The organism is Pseudomonas sp. OIL-1, from assembly GCF_010669185.1.
GTDB lineage: Bacteria > Pseudomonadota > Gammaproteobacteria > Pseudomonadales > Pseudomonadaceae > Halopseudomonas > Halopseudomonas profundi.
On record NZ_CP048629.1, the window covers coordinates 1,424,209 to 1,442,993 of the forward strand.

Consider the following 18,785-nt stretch of genomic DNA (forward strand, 5'->3'; position numbering starts at 1 on the left):
GCTATGCATCAACGCAGAACCATGCGCGCTGGCGATCAGCCCTGGGTCAAATGGACGCTTATAGGGCTGGCATTGGCGCTGACGATCACCATGCTGGTCATGCCACTGGTGATCATTTTTACTCAGGCCTTTTCCGGTGGGTTACAGACCTATCTGGGTAACCTGACCGACAGCTACACCCTGCATGCGATTGGCCTGACGCTTTTCGTAGCCGCGCTGACCGTGCCGATCAACCTGGTTTTTGGGGTATTTCTCGCGTGGCTGGTCACGCGCTTCGAATTTCCCGGACGCAAGGCACTGATCACGCTGATCGATATTCCCTTCGCTGTCTCACCCGTCGTAGCTGGCCTGTTGTATTTACTCTTGTACGGCAGCAACGGCTGGCTCGGCAGCTGGCTGGCCGACCGGGACGTGCAGCTGATGTTCTCCTGGCCGGGCATCGTCATGGTCACGGTATTCGTGACCTGTCCCTTTGTCGCGCGTGAATTGATTCCGCTGATGCAGCAGCAGGGGCGCGAAGAAGAAGAGGCGGGGGTGGTGCTGGGTGCCACTGGTTGGCAGCTGTTCCGCCGGGTGACCCTGCCCAATATTCAGTGGGCACTGTTGTACGGCGTTGTGCTGACCAACGCCCGGGCAGTCGGGGAGTTTGGCGCGGTATCGGTCGTCTCGGGCAATATCCGCGGCGAGACCAATACGCTGGCGCTGCATGTCGAGCTTCTTTATCAGGATTACAACGTGGTGGGGGCGTTTGCCAGCGCTTCGTTGCTGGCAGGCATCGCGCTGATAACCATCGTTGTGAAGAGTTTTGTGGAGTGGCGGCAGGCTCGTCAGCGTGCTCCCCTGGATGATCAATCGGACAACCGCTGATGAGTATTTCCATCGAAGGTATCACCAAACGCTTTGGCTCCTTTCAGGCGCTGGACAACATCTCCCTTGAAGTACCGGACGGCAAACTGATTGGCCTGTTGGGCCCGTCGGGCTCCGGCAAGACGACCTTGTTGCGCATTATCGCCGGCCTCGAAACCGCCGATAGCGGACGTATTCTATTTCAGGGCGAGGATGTCACCCGGCTGCACGTGCGTGAGCGGCGCGTTGGTTTTGTGTTTCAGCATTACGCACTATTCCGGCACATGACGGTGGCGCAGAACGTCGCGTTCGGGCTGGAAGTGCTGCCCGCCAAGGAGCGGCCCAAGGCGGCGGAGATCCGCCAGCGCGTCGATACCTTGTTGGAGATGGTCCAGCTTGGTCATTTGGCCAACCGCTATCCTGCACAGCTGTCCGGCGGACAGAAACAACGCATTGCGCTGGCCCGCGCATTGTCGATGAAACCGCAGATACTGTTGCTGGATGAACCCTTCGGTGCACTGGATGCCAAGGTGCGCAAGGATCTGCGCCGCTGGTTGCGCACGCTGCACGACGAGTTTCACTTCACCAGCGTGTTCGTGACGCATGATCAGGAGGAGGCACTGGAGTTGTCCGATCAGGTGGCCGTGATGAGTGCAGGCAAGATCGAGCAGGTCGATTCGCCGCAAAGGTTGTACGCTGAGCCAGGCAGCCGATTCGTGTTTGATTTCCTGGGGCACGTCAACGTATTCGACGGCCGGCTGGAAGAGCAAGTAGTACGGCAAGGCGAGGCTTGGGTAAGACTGGGAGAGCCCGTAACATCAAAAGAACTGCAGCTGTACATGCGCTCCCATGAGGTGCGCTTGCAGTCCATGTCGGCGGCCCATGCCCATCTGCCGCTGCGCATCGAGTCGGTCAGTCTTGTTGGTGCTGAAGTGCGTCTTGAGCTTTCTCCCATCGGCTGGGAATCGGCAGAGCCCTGGGAGGTTGGTATTACCCATGCTCAGTTCAATAACTGGCAGCCGAAGCGTGGCGACCAGTGCTATGCCGTGCCGAGGGTGGCTCATGTTATCGAAGAAGGTTCCGGCGCACCGCGCACGCTGCGCTGGCAAGCAGGGGAGATGGATGATCCCGCTGCAATGATATGAGCAACATGGCTGATTTAGAGGCCCAGCCCAATATATCACGGTCGGGCTACGCCAAGCGGAGTCTAACTTCTTTCGGGTAGCGTTGGGTTGTGGCTGCGGAGTAGTATCGGACACCCGGACAATGGATGCGCCGGGATAAAGGACGAGCTGCCATGAAGGCGGCCTATCACATCATCAGGAGATGACATTTCAATGCTCAAGAAAACATTGCTTGCTGCGCTGGTATCCGGCGTCATGATTTCTGGCGTCCAGGCGGCCGAGATTCAGCCGAATGGCTATTTGTTTGGTAACGTTGGTCAAAGCGAGGTCGATTTGGATGCTCTGTCTGATGCTGGCCTATCTACGGATGACAACTCTTCGGCTTTCAAGGTTGGCGCCGGCATTCAGCTGAACCGTTACCTAGGCATAGAATTCCAATATGTCGATCTGGGCGAATTTACTGCTAAGACGGGATCAGCGAAAGCCGAAATCACTTCCACTGGCCTCGGAGCCAATCTTGTAGCCACGCTGCCAGTCGATAGGTTCAAGCTGTACGGCAAAGTGGGTTACCACAAGATGGAAACTGAAGGGCGAATTATATTCGCCGGTTCTACCGTGCTCAGCGAAGACGAAGATGAAAATATTCAGTCATTTGCCGTTGGTGCCTCCTTTGCTCTGATGCCGGAGCTTGAAGTTTTGGCCGAATATGAACGCTATAAGGATATGAGTGAAGACCTCACAGAAAGCGAAGAGGATGTTGATTTCATCTCCATCGGCCTACGCTACAACTTCTAAGCAGTAACCTGTCTGAATGTCCGGACACAGCGCCGGACATTCAGACACATAACCACTGCCCTCCACCAAACTCTCCCTTCCAGCTTCCAGCTTCCAGTTTCCAGCTTAAAAGCCCTGAAACCCCCCGCCACATCTTTCCCTCGAAGCCCGTTCCCGTTTCCACTATAATCGCGCGCTTTCTTCACGCCGGGGGCGACCCCGGCTGTCGGGCTGGACGGAGGGTGACTCAGTGATCAATACGCCTTATTACCTGATCGACAAAAGCAAGCTGCTGCGCAATCTGGAAAAGATTGCCTATGTACGGGAACACTCCGGCGCCAAGGCGTTGTTGGCCCTCAAGTGTTTTGCCACCTGGTCAGTATTCGACCTGATGAGCCAGTACATGGACGGCACCACGTCGTCCTCCTTGTATGAGGTCAAGCTCGGCAAGCTGAAGTTCGGCGGCGAAACACATGCCTACAGCGTGGCCTACGCCGACGACGAGATCGAGGAGGTTCTGGCGCACTCCGACAAGATCATCTTCAACTCCATCAGCCAGTTGCAGCGCTTTGCCGACGCCTCCAGCCATCACGTCCGCGGCCTGCGCCTCAACCCGCAGGTCAGTAGCTCGGATTACCTGATTGCCGACCCCTCGCGTCCGTTCAGCCGATTAGGCGAATGGGATGCCGAGAAGGTCGCCGATGTGATCGATCAGGTGTCCGGCTTCATGATTCACAACAACTGCGAGAACAGTGACTTCGATCTGTTTGACCAGATGCTCACGCAGATAGAGCAGCGGTTCGGTTCGCTGCTGCAACAGGTTGAGTGGGTCAGTCTTGGTGGTGGTATTCACTTCACCGGCGAAGGCTATCCGTTGGACAAGTTCTGCGCCCGGCTCAAGGCATTTTCCGAGCGGTACGGGGTTCAGGTGTTCCTCGAGCCGGGCGAAGCGGCCATTACCATGAGTACCTCGCTGGAAGTGACCGTGCTGGACACCCTGTTCAATGGCAAGAACCTGGCGATCGTGGACAGTTCGATCGAAGCGCATATGCTCGACCTGCTTATCTATCGTCAGCCTGCCAGGATGGAGCCCTGCGATGGACCGAACACCTATATGGTCTGCGGTAAATCCTGTCTGGCGGGGGATATCTTCGGCGAGTTCCAGTTTGATAAGGAACTGGCGATTGGTGACAGGCTGTCGTTCATCGACGCTGCCGGTTACACCATGGTCAAGAAGAACTGGTTCAATGGCGTGAAGATGCCGTCTATTGCGGTGCGCCAACTCGACGGCCAGGTTGAACTGGTCAAGGAGTTCGGCTTCGAAGACTTTGTTAACGGCCTCTCCTGAGGCCATCACCCAAGCCTTTTCCAAGGAGGCGTTTCGAGGAAGAGACATGAAGAAAAACGTTCTGATTATTGGTGCCGGTGGCGTTGCACAGGTAGTTGCGCATAAATCTGCGCAGCATAATGACATCCTGGGCAATATCCACATCGCTTCGCGCACTGTCGAGAAATGCCAGCAGGTAGTCGACAGCGTGCGGGAAAAGGGCAGCCTCAAGGTTGCCGGTGAATTGCAAGCCCATGCCCTGGATGCGCTGGATATAGAAGCAACCAAGGCGCTGATTGCCAAGACACAATCGCAAATAGTCATCAATGTCGGATCGGCTTTCATCAATATGTCGGTGCTGCAGGCCTGTATCGAAACGGGCGCCGCCTACCTCGATACGGCTATCCACGAAGAGCAGGACAAAATCTGCGAAACGCCGCCGTGGTACGCCAACTACGAGTGGAAACGCCGCGAGCTGTGCGCTGAAAACAACGTCACCGCCATTCTTGGCGTCGGTTTTGATCCGGGCGTGGTGAATGCCTATGCGGCGCTCGCGGTAAACGAGTATTTCGACAAGGTCGACGAGATCGACATCATCGACATCAATGCCGGCAGCCACGGTCGCTACTTCGCTACCAACTTCGATCCGGAAATCAATTTCCGTGAGTTCACCGGCCGCGTGTGGTCCTGGCAGAACAGCGAGTGGACGCAAAACCAGATGTTCGAGGTCAAGCGCACTGACGATCTGCCGGTAGTAGGCCAGCACACCAGTTATATGACCGGACATGACGAACTGCATTCCCTGTCGCAGAACCTGAATGTGCCCAACATCCGTTTCTGGATGGGCTTCGGTGAGCACTACATCAATGTCTTTACTGTGCTGAAGAATCTCGGGCTGCTCTCCGAACAGCCAGTTAAGACAGCCGAAGGGCTGGAAGTGATACCGCTGAAAGTGGTCAAGGCTGTGCTGCCTGATCCGTCTTCGCTGGCGCCTGACTATCAGGGCAAAACCTGTATCGGCGATCTGGTGAAAGGGCAGAAGAACGGGGAGCAGAAGGAAGTGTTCATTTATAATGTCGCCGACCACGCTGAAGCCTACGCAGAGGTCGGCAGCCAGGGCATCTCCTACACCGCAGGTGTACCGGTAGTGGCCGCTGCTCTCCTGATCGCACAGGGCGAGTGGGACGTGCAGAAGATGGTGAACGTCGAGGAGCTACCGCCCAAGCCGTTTATCAATCTGCTCAACGAAATTGGCCTGCCAACGCGGATTCGCGATGAGCAAGGCGATCGTGCGCTGAGCTTCTGATTCGACGTGCTATCAAAAAGCCGGCCATGATTAATCAGGCCGGTTTTTTTGTGCCTGGCATTGCCGGGGCTCGGCGTAGCCTTGCTGTCGAGACGGAGCTCGACACTCCCAGAAAGCCCCCGCTGATAGTGTGTCTACCTGGGGGTGTAGCGCGCTTGCGCTACGCCGATTTTGGCGCCACTCCGTGGCCAGTCGTCGAGTCCGAAGATGGCCCGAGGCGCCGACAATCCGAGGGAAGTGGCATTGCTGTTCTGGGGGTGTAGCGCGCCTGCGCTACGCCGATTCTGGCGCCACTGCGCGGCCGGTCGTCGAGTCCGAACACGGCCCGAGGCGCCGACAATCCGAGGGAAGTGGCATTGCTGTTCTGGGGGTGTAGCGCGCCTGCGCTACGCCGATTCTGGCGCCACTCCGTGGCCAGTCGTCGAGTCCGAAGATGGCCCGAGGCGCCGACAATCCGAGGGAAGTGGCATTGCTGTTCTGGGGGTGTAGCGCGCCTGCGCTACGCCGATTTTGGCGCCACTCCGTGGCCAGTCGTCGAGTCCGAAGATGGCCCGAGGCGCTCGACAACCTTGGGACAAGCTAATCAGCTGCGCTTTCAATTGATACGCTGGATCAGCTCCACGCGCCGGTTGAATGCTTTTCAGCAGCTTTGCAGTGTCCGCCAGTGGCGACGCTCAGGGCAGACGGCTGACCAGTTCGACGCGACGGTTCTGGGATCGCCCATCTTCGGTTGTATTGCTCGCCAGTGGCGCATAGGGCCCCATACCGGCAGAGTGCAGCCGTGCGGGAGCTATCCCGTGATCCTTGACCAGCGCCTGAACCACAGACTCCGCCCGCGCAGCTGACAGGCGCAGGTTGAGCTCGGGCGAACCCACATCATCGGTATGCCCGACCACATAAAAGCGGAGCTCAGGGTAATCGTTCAGCAGTTGGGCAACCGCTTCGAGCGCCGGCTTGGATTCCGCTCTGATGGTCGATTTGCCGGTGTCGAACTGAACCCCCTCTATCGAAGCCTTGCCGGATTCCTCCAGCTCGGTGTGCAGCAGGTCCGAATCCACTGCCACCAGGCCCATCTCGATGGGGCCGGTTTCAATAACGGCCTGCTGGACAGCGGTATCGCCGCGGTACTCGCCGATAAACAGGGCGATATACGCCAGGCCGTTGACAGTCTCGCGGCGTGCCACGAGGTAATGCGGGTCCCGATAGTAGTTATAGACGTTGCCGGTATTGGCGATGAGGGCACCCAGCGCGCGAATCTCTGTGGAATTGCCGCACGCCTCCCTTGAGCATTCATAGAGGATTTCGAAGCCGGCATCCGCCAGCGCGGACGTATAGTTGCGGTATACCTTGAGCGTGGACACCTTGTTCAGTTCATAGAAATGCCGGGTCAGCTCGCCAGTCAATTCGATCTTCTCGAATTCATCTACGTTGCGTGAAGCAGTCACAACGCTGACCGGGATGACGAAATGTTCGTATTCACTGTGTGTGCGTTCGCGAATACGCGCTCCTGGATAGCGCGACAGCAGCGCATGGTCCCGTGCCCGCTGCGCGGGGGTGATCACAGCGATCTCGGTATCAAGCTCACGTGGCTGATCGAGATACGTCAGGTCGATTTCGATGAGGTCGTCGCGAATCTGGGACTCCTCGATGATGACCTGTTGCACCGCGGCTTCTCCGTCGTCGCCACCAATGAACACCGCCACGTGGGCCTTGCCCTCATCGGCTTCAGCGAGAATGTAATAGGGGTCCTGCCAGAAGGTAAATACGCTATTGCTGATAGCCAGTTTTGCGCCAAGCTCCTGGATCTGGCGCTGGTTGCCGCACTCATCGCGGCTGCATTCGAACAGAATGTTCATGCCGGCGCGCTCAATTGCGGCTTTGTAGTTCTGGTATACCTTCAGGGTTGATGTGTTGCGAATGCGGTAGGTATGCCGGGTCATGTCGCCGATCAGCTTGAGCTCGGGAAAGGTCATGCTGGCTTCTTCGGGTGGCAAGCCGGTCGGCAAGGCAAAGCGCTCGAAACTTACCTGCTGATAACTGGTTGCCCGGGCTTCCGGAAAGCGGCTCAGAAGGGGGTGATCAGGCGATTTGGCGACAGCGCACATCGGCGCAGTAACAAGCAAAAGGGTCAACACGGCGTAGCGAAACATGAGGCTATATCCTTTGGCGAAACATTCCTGGGACGTCGGGCTCACCCACATCATGCTCCGGATGGAGCGGGGCCGCGAAAAGTTCGTTGCATTGAGGTCTGGCATGGTCTGGCTGAGTTAGGTAAAGCGGTCGCTGAATGCATCGGATCACCCGGAACTGACAGCTGAATACGCCTGTTAGTTCCGCTGAGTGGCTGCGACGCCAAATGTCGTGGTCGGGCCTGATACTATTCACACATTGCAACGCGGCCGTGCAGCTTCGCCCGGTCGTCCAGTCTGTTACGGAGCATTCATGCAGCAAACCGAGCCCCTGGTACCAGGACTGATGATCATCCATGGCAATCGCCTGGAGTCGCTTCGCCAACTGGTGGTCAGCTGGGTGGCAGGCCACCCGCTGCGACCGCTGGAAAACGAAGTGGTGCTGGTGCAGAGCAACGGTATTGCGCAATGGCTCAAGCAGGCGCTGGCCGCGGACGTGACTGACGACGACACCAGCGGCTGCGGAATCGCCGCGGCGTTCGATGTGCAGCTACCGGCGCGTTTTCTGTGGCAGGCGTACCGCAGCGTGCTGGGCGCTGAAGCCGTGCCCACTACCTCGCCACTGGATAAAGCACCGCTGACCTGGCGACTCATGCGCCTGCTGCCAGCGCTGATGGACCAGCCCGACTTCGAGCCGTTGCAGCGTTTTCTGGCAGACGATGATGATTGTCGCAAGCGATACCAGCTCTCAGAGCGGTTGGCCGACCTGTTTGACCAATACCAGGTATACCGCGCCGACTGGCTGACCGACTGGGCGGCCGGACGGGATCAGGTCCGCCATGCGCGCGACGGCATAAAACAGCTTGAGCCGGCGGATCGCTGGCAGCCGGCGCTATGGCGCGCCCTGCTTGAAGATGTCGGTGCGGCGCGTCTGGCCGACAGTCGCGCGGGTATTCATCCGCGCTTTGTCGAGGCACTGCAGAGCGCAACGGAACGGCCCGCCGGGTTGCCGCGCCGGGTCATCGTGTTTGGAATCTCATCACTGCCGGCGCAATATCTGGAAGCGCTGGCAGCGGTCGGGCGCTTCAGCCAGGTGCTGCTGTGTGTACTCAACCCCTGCCAGCATCACTGGGGCGATATCGTCGGCGATCAGGATCTGCTACGCCATCAATACCAGCGCCAGCAGCGGCGTCCCGGTACCCCGGCGCAGCTGGACGAATACAGCCTGCATCAACATGCCCATCCGCTGCTCGCTGCCTGGGGCAAACAGGGCCGGGATTACATCAATCTGCTCGATAGTCATGATGACCGCGCCAGCTATGAAGCGCAGTTTGCTGGTCTCAATGGTGGTCGCATCGACCTGTTTGACGCACCTGATACCAGCCATCTGCTTGGCCAGCTGCAGGATGACATTCTCGACCTACGGCCTTTGGCCGAAACACGCGAGCTATGGCCCGCCGTCGATCCGGTTAACGACCAGTCCCTGCGCTTTCACCTGGGTCACAGTCCGCAGCGCGAGGTCGAGATACTGCATGACCAGTTGCTTGCCTGGTTCAACGCTGACCCCAGCCTGCGTCCGCGCGACATTATCGTCATGGTTCCGGATGTGAATACCTATGCACCGCACATCCTGGCAGTCTTTGGCCAATATGGCGCCGAGGACGAACGCTTTATTCCTTTCACGCTGGCGGATCAGGGGCAGCGGGGGATCAATCCGCTGCTGATTGCGCTGGAGCATCTGCTTCGTTTGCCCGATAGCCGGCTGCCGGTCAGCGAAGTGCTTGATCTGCTCGACGTGCCGGCGCTACGCCAGCGCTTCGGTATTCATGAGAGCGACCTGCCGACGCTGCGCCGCTGGATTGAAGGCTCTGGTATCCGTTGGGGTCTCGACGCCGAACGCCGTGCCGAGCTCGGCCTGCCGGCGGGTTTGCATGCCAACACCTGGCGCTTCGGGCTGCGGCGGATGTTGCTTGGCTATGCGGTTGGCACCGGCGAGCCCTGTGGCGACATCGAGCCCTATGACGAAATTGGCGGGCTGGACGCCGCGCTGATCGGCCCGCTGGTAAAGCTGCTGGATACGCTGGATCACAGCTGCACCGAGCTGGCCGGGCAGGCCAGCTGCGCGGTGTGGGGCGAACGTTTCCGTCATCTGCTGCAAGCCTTTTTCCGGGTCGATACCGAGCGCGACGAGCGTCTGCTGACCCAGTTGCAGGAAGGGCTCGACGGCTGGCTGGAACTCTGTGAGAGCGTGGCGTTGGAAGATGCCTTGCCGCTGAATGTAGCGCGTGAAGCCTGGCTCGGCGCAGTCGAACAGAACCAGCTCAGCCAGCGTTTTCTGGCGGGTGCCGTCAACTTCTGTACGCTGATGCCCATGCGCGCGATCCCGTTCCGGCGTATCTGCCTGCTGGGCATGAATGATGGCGATTATCCGCGCGCGCAACCGCCGCTGGATTTCGATCTGATGGGACGCGACTACCGGCCCGGTGACCGTTCGCGTCGTGAGGACGACCGCTACCTGCTGCTTGAGGCGCTACTGTCCGCGCGCGAGCGGCTGTACATAAGCTGGATCGGACACAGCATTCGTGACAACAGCGAGCGTCCGGCCTCGGTGCTGGTCGGGCAGTTGCGCGATCATCTACAGTCGGGCTGGCACCTGGCCGACCAGAGCGATTTGCTGGATGCTCTGACCATCGAGCATCCCCTGCAACCCTTCAGCAAGCGCTACTTTCAGGGCGGCGGTGAGCTGTTCAGCTATGCAGGGGAGTGGCTGCCGATGCACGCCACTCCCGCTGACGTCCAGGCGGATAAGGCATTGCCGGCAATGCCCCCGGAGGCGCCGATCGAGCTGGAAGCGCTGCAGCGCTTTCTGCGCAACCCGGTGGCGCACTTTTTCAGCGCACGGCTCAAGGTCTATCTCGATGACCGCATCGAGAACCTGATTGATCACGAGCCCTTCGCTCTGGACGGGCTACAGACCTATCACCTGAGCCAGACCATTCTCGAAAGTGGCCAGCGTCTCGAACCCGATATGGATATCGACCAGGCGCTGCAAGGCTTTGCGACCCGGCTCAAAGGCCAGGGGCAGTTTCCGTTGGCCGGTTTTGGTGAGATGGCGGCCAACGAATTGCTCTCGCCACTGGGTGATCAGCTGCGTAACTATCAGAGCCTGTGCGCAAGCTGGGGTGCGATACAAGAGACGCCCCTCCCGTTGCAGGGTCAGTACGGCGCATTACATCTGGCGAGTTGGTTAAGCGGGCTGCGCACTGCTCTGCATGGCAACGCGCTGGCGCGGATTCGTCTGGCGCCGGGGAAGATTCTCGACAAAAAAACGGGTAGTCCGAACTGGCGCAAGCTGCTGGCCGACTGGACGACCCATGTGGTGGCCTGCGCCAGCGGGTATGAACTGCATAGCTACGTGGTAGCGGGGGATGTCCCCATGCACTTCAAACCCGTGCCGCAGGAGCAGGCCGACGAGATGCTTTGTACCTGGCTTGAAGATTATCAATCGGGGCTGGAACGTCCCTTGCCCTGCGCACCTGAGGCCGCCTTTGCCTGGCTCAAGGGCCTGGCCAAAAAGGACGAAGCGCACGCCGAAGCGGAAGCTATCAAGGCCTATGAAGGTAACTGGAACGCCGGCGGGGAGGTGGGTAAAAGCGCGGTACTGCAGCGGCAATATCCCGATTTCGCCAGCCTCAGCCTGAGCGGCGAATTCGCGCTGTATTGTGACCGACTCTACGCACCGCTGGTGCACGCCAGCCTCGACGAGTTGGTGGTGATTTACCAGCCTCTGGAGGAAACAGTATGAGCACGGATGCGCGCCCCCTGGCGCTGCGTTTCCCCTTGCGTGGAAGTCGGCTGATCGAGGCCAGCGCCGGGACAGGCAAGACCTTTACCATCTCCGCGCTGTACTTACGGCTGGTGCTAGGGCACGGCGGAAGTGAAGCCGGGCTGGGAAGGGAGTTGTTACCGCCGGAAATTCTGGTGGTGACCTTTACCGATGCGGCGACGCGCGAGTTGCGCGACCGCATTCGTGCCCGGCTGGTGGAAGCAGCTCAGGCGTTTCGCGGTGAGCTGGCTAATGCCGACACCGTCTTGCAGAGCCTGCTGGATGATTACGACGCGGCGGATTGGCCGGCCTGCGCGCGTCGACTGGATATCGCTGCGCAATGGATGGACCAGGCCGCCGTCTCGACTATCCATAGCTGGTGCCAGCGCATGTTGCGCGAACATGCCTTCGATAGCGGTAGCCTCTTCACTCAGCAGCTGGAGACCGATCACAGCGAATTGCTGGCCGAAGTGGTGCGCGACTACTGGCGTCAACAGTGCTATAGCCTCAGCGCCGGTGGGTTGTTATGGGTGCGCGAGAGCTGGGGCGAGCCGGATCGCCTGATTTCCCAGGTCAAGGCTCTCTTTCAGGAGTCGCTGGAGCATCCCGGGCAATCGCTGGACGAGCTGATTGTGCCGGTGCTGGCCCAGGCCGAAGAGCGCCTGGCGCAACTCAAAGCGCCGTGGGCTGCCTGGGTTGATGAGTTGGAGTCGCTGCTTGACAGGGCCGTAGAGGTCGGCCATGTGGACAAGCGCAAGGTGCAAAAACGCTACTACGCGCCCTGGTGCGAGAAGTTGCGCAGTTGGGCCGGTGACCCGCCTGTGCAATTGCTCGACTTGCCGGACGCAGCCTGGAAACGCCTGTGTCATGACGGGCTCGCCGAAGCCTGGAAGACCGGCGACGTGCCTTCACATGCTGCGCTGGATGCGCTGGCCACATTGCAGGCCGATCTTCAGGCATTACCCAATCCCCGCCAGGCCGCGCTGCGGCATGCGGCTGGTTGGATCCGTCAGCGTTTCGAGCAGGAAAAACGCCGCCGCGCCGAAATGGGGTTCGATGACATGCTTGCCCGGCTCGACGTTGCCTTGCACGGCGCAAACGGTGAGCGGCTGGCGGACGTCATTCGCCGGCAGTTTCCGGTAGCCCTGATCGACGAATTCCAGGACACCGATCCGCTGCAGTACCGGATCTTCGACCGCGTGTATCGGGTGACGGAAAACGATCCCGAGTACGGATTGTTTCTGATTGGTGATCCCAAGCAGGCGATCTATGCCTTCCGCGGCGCGGATATCCATACCTATCTGCAGGCCAAGAAGGCCACCGCCGGACGCCACGAGAACCTGGACACCAACTTCCGCTCCAGCCATTCCATGGTGAAAGCGGTCAACCGGGTGTTTGACCTTGCCGAGAAACGTCCGGATGGCCGCGGCGCCTTTCTGTTTGCCAACGGCGATGAGCGGCCCTTGCCCTTTATCGAAGTCGCTGCCAAGGGGCGACCGGAAGTCTGGACCGTGGAGGAGCAGACTCCGCCAGCGCTGACCGCCTGGCATTTGTCCAGCGAAGAGCCGCTGGCGGGCGGCGTCTATCAGCAGGAAATGGCCGCCCGCTGCGCCAGCGAAATGGTGCGCCTGCTCAACCTTGGTCAGCAGAATCAGGCGGGTTTCCTGGATCCGCAACATGGTATGCGCGGGGTGCGCCCGGCAGACATGGCGGTGCTGGTGCGCGGTTTCCGTGAGGCGCAGGCGATACGCAGCGAACTGGCAGCGCGGGGCGTGCGCAGCGTCTATCTCTCGGACAAGGACTCGGTGCTGACCACTGGCGAGGCAGCGGATGTGCTGCGCTGGTTGCGTGCCTGCGCCGAGCCGGATAACGACCGCCTGCTGCGGGCGGCCCTGGCCAGCGCCACACTCGGCCTGGCCTGGACGGTGCTGGATGAGCTAAACCAGGACGAGCGCATCTGGGAACAGCGGGTATTCCAGTTCCGCGACTACCGCCGGGTCTGGCTACGTCAGGGTGTGCTGCCCATGCTGCGCAAATTCATCCATGACTTCGATTTGCCGGCGCGCCTGCTGGCGCAAAGTGATGGTGAGCGCCGCCTGACCAATCTGCTGCATCTCGCCGAGCTGTTACAACAAGCCTCGCGCGAGCTGGACGGTGAGCAGGCACTGGTGCGCCATCTGGCCGAGCTGCTGGCAAACCCTTCTGCCAGTGCTTCGGATGAACAAATCCTGCGTCTGGAAAGCGATGCAGCGCTGGTCAAGGTAGTGACCATTCACAAATCCAAGGGCCTGGAATACCCGCTGGTATTTCTGCCCTTTATCTGTGGCGTCAGGCCGGTCAACAAGGATGCCCCGGTCCGCCTGCATGATGGCGAAACCGCAAGACTGGTACTCGAGCCGACCGAAGACGAAGTGGCCCAGGCGGACGCCGAACGGCTCGCCGAGGACTTGCGGCTTTTATATGTCGCCCTGACCCGTGCGCGGCACGCCTGCTGGTTGGGCATGGCCGACATCAAGCACGGCAACGGCAAGGCTTCAATTCTGCACCGCTCGGCTGTGGGGCAACTGTTGAGCGGTGGGCAAGCGTTGACGTCTTCCGCGGTGCTGCCGGGCCTGCTGGCGCAGTGGTCCGCGCCAGGCATCGTCGAGGCGCAGCCAGTGCCCGATTCCTCCGACGAATGCTTCCAGCCAGTAACCGGTCCCGTGCCAGAATTGCATGCCCGACATACGCAACGGCGCGCGGCCGAGCACTGGTGGATAGCCTCGTACAGTGCCTTGCGCCCCGACGACAGAGTGCTGCAGCGCACCCGCTCGGACGATGCCGCGCCGGATAGCCCGGCGGCGCAAAAAGCCACGGATGATGAGCGCCACTCGATCTTCGTGCCGCTGCGTGCGGGCGAGCTGGCCACCATTCACCGCTTCCCCCGTGGCCCAGGCCCCGGCACCTTTCTGCATGGTTTGCTTGAGCTGGCCGGTATGGAAGGTTTCAGCAAACTGGCAACCGCAAGCGCCTGTGAGCAATTGCTGCGCCCGCGCTGCGTTCGCCGCGGCTGGGAGCAGTGGGTTACGCCGCTGGCTGAGTGGCTGAGCGGCTTGATCAACCGGCCCTGGCCATTGGCGGGAACCGAGAAGCTGAGCCTGGCGGGGCTGGAGCCCGAGCAATATCAGGCCGAGATGGAGTTTCTGTTCGCTGCCAGCCGGGTTGATGGCCAGCAGCTGGATGCGTTGGTGCAGGCCCAGGTGCTGCCCGGCCAGCCGCGCGCACCGCTGGCGCCGGAGCGGCTCAACGGCTTGTTCAAGGGCTACATCGATCTGGTGTGCGAGCATGAGTCGCGCTATTACGTGGTCGATTACAAGTCCAATTGGCTGGGCCAGGACGAAACGGCCTATACCGAGGCGGCAATGGAGTCGGCTGTGCTTGAGCACCGCTACGATCTCCAGTTCGTGTTTTATCTGCTGGCGCTACACCGCCAGCTCAAGGCCCGCCTGCCAGGTTATGACTACGACCAGCACGTGGGTGGCGCGGTGTACTGGTTTGTGCGGGGCGGCGCTGCGGAGAATGCCGGCATCTGGCATTGCCGTCCGCCACGCGAGCTTATCGAGTCGCTGGACAGGTTGTTCGCCGGTGAATCTCTGGTGCTGGATGAGGTGGTGTCATGACTGTCGAACAACTTGATCTGCTCAGCAGTCCCGAAGTCGATCCCAACCAGGCGCCGCCTGAAAACGGGCCGGACCAGGGTGCTCTGGGGGATATTCCGGCCACGCTGGCGTTGCTTGATCGGTGGGTCGAGCTTGGCTGGTTGCGCGCACTTGACCGTGCGCTGGCCGCCTTCATGCTCGAGCTGGACGCCGATAGCGCGCCGTTGACGCTGATGGCCGCCGCATTGACCAGCCATCAGCTTGGCCATGGACATGTTTGTCTGGACGTCGGGGAAACACTGCGCGCGCCTGATTTTGCCCTGTCCTTGCCCCCGGAGGGTGACGAAGCAGCCCTCGGCGTAGCGCTTCCCTCGCAGGTGCTTGCTGCGGTGCAGGCGGCGGATTGGCTGGCGATACTCGCGGCCAGCGGCGTGGTCGACAGCGAAGCCGGCGGGGGTGGCGGGGAGCCGCTGGTGCTGCGCGGGGCACGGCTTTACCTGCGCCGCTACTGGCGGTACGAACGCCAGGTGATGGATTCGCTGCGCCAGCGGCTGAGTCGACCATTGGTATTGCCGGAGGGTTTTCAGGCAGGGCTGGAGCGGTTGTTCGCCAGCAGCCAGACGCAGCCGGATTGGCAGAAGCTGGCCTGCGCCGTGGCGGCGCGCGGCGCTTTCAGCATCATCACCGGCGGGCCGGGAACCGGCAAGACCACCACTGTGGTACGGCTGCTGGCGCTATTGCAGGAGCCGGCCGTCCAGGCAGGACGACCATTGCGCATTCGTCTGGCTGCGCCCACCGGCAAGGCCGCAGCGCGTTTGACCGAGTCGATTGGCAGGCAGGTCGGGCAGCTGACTCTCAGCCCTGCGGTACTCGAAGAAATTCCCACCGCAGTGACGACGGTTCACCGCCTGCTGGGCAGCCGACCGGACACCCGCCATTTCCGTCATCATGCGGGCAATCCGCTGCCACTGGACGTACTGGTGGTGGATGAAGCCTCGATGATCGATCTGGAAATGATGGCCAACCTGTTGGGTGCCTTGCCCGCCCATGCACGACTGGTGCTGCTCGGCGACAAGGATCAGCTGGCCTCGGTGGAGGCCGGCGCGGTGCTGGGCGACCTGTGCCGCGATGCCGAAGCGGGGCGCTATTCCCCGGAATCCCGCCAATGGCTGGAACAGGTCGGCGGTCAATTGCTGGCGCCGGCGGGCCTGGAGACCGGCGATTCGCAGCAGCACCCATTGGCGCAGCAGACGGTCATGCTGCGGCATTCGCATCGCTTCGGTGCCCAGAGCGGCATTGGCGAGCTGGCACGGGCGGTGAATAGCAGCGACCCGCAGGCCGCGCGTAGCGTATTGAACGCAGGATATCCGGACATTCGCAGCCGGCTGCTCGGCTCGGTCGAAGACGCCGCGTTGAGTACGTTGATGCTCGGCACGCTGGGCGAGGGCTTGCCTGGCTACGCGCAGTATCTCAACAGATTGGCTACCGAACGTCCCGCCGCCGAGACCCCGGCAGCCAGCCCCGCCTGGGAAAACTGGGCGCGGTCGGTGCTAACGTCATTCGATGCATTTCAGGTGCTTTGCGCGGTGCGCAAGGGCCCGTGGGGCATTGAGAGCCTGAACCGGCGCATCGCGGAGATTCTGCAGCGCCGCGGTCTGCTTGATACCCGTCAGGTCTGGTATGAGGGGCGGCCGGTGCTGGTCACGCGCAACGATTACAACCTGGGATTGATGAATGGTGATATCGGCATCGCCATGCAGGTCAAGGACAAACCCCTGCGCGAGGGCGAGCCGGAGCGGCTGGTGCTGCGGGTCGCTTTCCCGCGCAACGATGGTTCCGGCAGTTTGCGCTTCATCCTGCCGAGCCGGTTGACCGAGGTAGAAACCGTGTTTGCCATGACTGTGCACAAATCCCAGGGTTCGGAATTCGCGCACACGGTGCTGATCCTGCCCGAAACCCGCAGCCCGGTATTGACCAAGGAGCTGGTCTACACCGGCATTACCCGCGCCAGCCAGCAATTTACGCTGATGGAAACGCGGCAGGGCATCTTCGAGGCAGCGGTGGCGCAGCCGGTACGGCGTATCAGCGGGTTGAACATGAGCACAACCTGATCAGACGACCGGTTGCTGCCCCTTGCACGCTGCCAGCAGCGCCTTGAAGATGCGCCGTTGGCGGCTGATAAACAGCAGAAACTCCGGGTGCCATTGCACACCGAGCAGGAAGGGATGGCCCGGATCCTCGATAGCCTGGACGATGCCGTCGAGATCGCGCCCGGTCACCTGCAAATCTACACCGACGCGGTCGATAGCCTGATTGTGCAGACTGTTGATCTTGCATCGGTGAGTGCGAAGCAGCCGGCTGACGAATGTTTGGGGTTCAAGCAGCAGCGTTTTCAGCGGCAGTATGGTCCAGCGGTTCGAGGTCATCTTGCGATGTGATTTCAACTCCTGGAACAGGTTGCCACCGCGACGCGCGTTGAGCAGCTGAGCTCCTCGGCAGATCCCCAATAACGGGAGGTGGCGCTTGAGTGCGTCGTCAATCACGACGATTTCCAGCGCATCACGTTCCGAGTCGTATTTGGGTTGCACCTCGGGTTCCGCGGCATAAAGCACCGGATCGATATCGTGCCCGCCGGTGACCACCACGCCATCATAATTCAACGCTGTAATCGGATCGCCCGGCCGCACCTGCAGCGGTTGTCCGCCATACAGACGCACCGCCATGGCAACCAGAAAACGTGGGCCAAACGCGCCCCGTGTGGGCCCGGTAATCGCGATAATCGGTTTGCTCATTCAGTTTTGCGCAACCAGTGCCTGCGGGTTTCTTCGGCCCAGCGCGACAGCAGGCGGCCGACGCCACGCTCAAGATGTTGCGAATAGGCTCTGCAGCAAGCCTCGAGACGGGGCGCGTCGGCTGCCAGGTATTCCACTTCAAGCCAGTCATTCCACGCCAGATGCATGCCCCATCCCGGTTGATCGATTCGGCAATCGGGCAGGCGGTAATGCAGCGTTGGACGCGACTTGATCAATTTATCACCGGTATGCGCGGCGACCCGGTGGGGATCCAGATGCTTGAACAGCGGCAACATGTCCAGCGCCCGGTTGCGCGTGGGGTTATCGCGTAGATAATCACTGATCAGCGTCGGCAGATTCGGCCGGTAGGCGGGATTGATCACCTGGCGCACGTACACCGCCGGGAACGGATCGACATACGAGGTAAGCTTGCGGGTCATGTTGATATTGGCGCGGGCATTCAGCCAATCATAGAGGCACATGAAGGCCTTGAGGTAGGCGCAGATGGTTTCGGCTTCAGTGTCAGGCATTTCCGGGTTGAACTGCATGCCGAAAGCATTCGCCACCCGATCAGCAGTGCCCTTGGCCCCGGCTTCGCGTAGCTCAACGATCAGTTTGTTGACCTCGCCGAGACGATCCATGGGCAGTGGTGGGCTGACCAGCTCCAGCGGGACCAGGCTGTCTGCGACCCATTTCAGCAGGTCTTCGGCCGAGGATTTAAGCTCATCGCCCAGGTCCTCCTCCATGCGCTGTTCGCGGCCCATGTTCTTGAGCAGGCGAAAATCCAGTTCCACCACCCAATCGCCCGCTGGATCGCCACGCAAGGTGCGTTCATAGCGGCTACTCGGCTCGACCTGGCAGTTGAGAAAGTTGGCCGCAACAGCTGCCAGGCGATCAATATCCAGGCCGTTCATTTCCAGCTCGACACCGACCCGGCGCAGGTTGCCTTCGGCATTGGTCCGCCACGGCGGCAACGGAAAAGCAGTATCCGATGTGGTCATGCAGGGCTCCCTGGATGCGTAA

General features: G+C 60.6%; 11 protein-coding genes. 8 read left to right on the forward strand and 3 right to left on the reverse strand.

The window, feature by feature from the left end; genetic code table 11:
• Positions 1-3 precede the first annotated feature (3 nt).
• The 5 genes from cysW to G3M63_RS06730 all read left to right on the forward strand — a co-directional run bounded on the left by cysW (position 4) and on the right by G3M63_RS06730 (position 5,377).
• A complete protein-coding gene (gene cysW, locus G3M63_RS06710) occupies positions 4-867 on the forward strand; it encodes a sulfate ABC transporter permease subunit CysW (protein WP_150301494.1) in 864 nt (287 codons plus the stop codon).
• Entirely contained in the window at positions 867-1,991 is a 1,125-nt protein-coding gene (locus tag G3M63_RS06715) for a sulfate/molybdate ABC transporter ATP-binding protein (RefSeq protein ID WP_163982236.1), read from the forward strand. Before cysW ends, G3M63_RS06715 begins: the two co-directional genes overlap by 1 nt.
• Before the next feature lie 192 nt (positions 1,992-2,183).
• Positions 2,184-2,765, forward strand: coding sequence for a porin family protein (locus G3M63_RS06720; protein ID WP_163982238.1), 582 nt, complete (start codon positions 2,184-2,186; stop codon positions 2,763-2,765).
• A 229-nt stretch (positions 2,766-2,994) separates the two neighbouring features.
• Positions 2,995-4,092 (forward strand): carboxynorspermidine decarboxylase, encoded by a 1,098-nt coding sequence (locus G3M63_RS06725; protein WP_163982240.1) that lies wholly within the window; start codon positions 2,995-2,997, stop codon positions 4,090-4,092.
• A 46-nt stretch (positions 4,093-4,138) separates the two neighbouring features.
• Positions 4,139-5,377 carry a saccharopine dehydrogenase family protein gene (locus G3M63_RS06730; RefSeq protein ID WP_163982242.1) on the forward strand — a complete coding sequence of 413 codons (1,239 nt, stop codon included), beginning with the start codon at positions 4,139-4,141 and terminating at the stop codon, positions 5,375-5,377.
• Positions 5,378-6,051: 674 nt separating this feature from the next.
• Here the strand turns inward: G3M63_RS06730 and G3M63_RS06735 are convergent.
• Entirely contained in the window at positions 6,052-7,527 is a 1,476-nt protein-coding gene (locus G3M63_RS06735; protein WP_163982244.1) for an OmpA family protein, read from the reverse strand.
• A gap of 292 nt (positions 7,528-7,819) precedes the next feature.
• Here G3M63_RS06735 and recC point away from each other — a divergent pair, with 292 nt between their 5' ends.
• Genes recC through recD form a run of 3 tightly spaced genes read left to right on the forward strand, consistent with a single transcriptional unit; the run spans position 7,820 to position 17,081 of the window.
• The gene (gene recC, locus G3M63_RS06740; protein WP_163982246.1) at positions 7,820-11,311 is read left to right on the forward strand and encodes an exodeoxyribonuclease V subunit gamma; all 3,492 of its coding nucleotides are present in this window, start codon (positions 7,820-7,822) and stop codon (positions 11,309-11,311) included.
• Complete coding sequence (gene recB / locus G3M63_RS06745) at positions 11,308-14,991, forward strand: exodeoxyribonuclease V subunit beta (RefSeq protein ID WP_163982248.1); 3,684 nt, start codon at positions 11,308-11,310, stop codon at positions 14,989-14,991. Before recC ends, recB begins: the two co-directional genes overlap by 4 nt.
• A complete protein-coding gene (gene recD, locus G3M63_RS06750; protein WP_163982250.1) occupies positions 14,988-17,081 on the forward strand; it encodes an exodeoxyribonuclease V subunit alpha in 2,094 nt (697 codons plus the stop codon). The genes recB and recD overlap by 4 nt, the downstream gene beginning before the upstream one ends.
• On the opposite strand, the gene G3M63_RS06755 is transcribed toward recD, so the two are convergent.
• Complete coding sequence (locus G3M63_RS06755) at positions 17,082-17,762, reverse strand: gamma-glutamyl-gamma-aminobutyrate hydrolase family protein (RefSeq protein WP_150301485.1); 681 nt, start codon at positions 17,760-17,762, stop codon at positions 17,082-17,084.
• Positions 17,759-18,763, reverse strand: coding sequence for an amidoligase family protein (locus G3M63_RS06760; RefSeq protein WP_150301484.1), 1,005 nt, complete (start codon positions 18,761-18,763; stop codon positions 17,759-17,761). Before G3M63_RS06760 ends, G3M63_RS06755 begins: the two co-directional genes overlap by 4 nt.
• Positions 18,764-18,785: the final 22 nt, after the last annotated feature.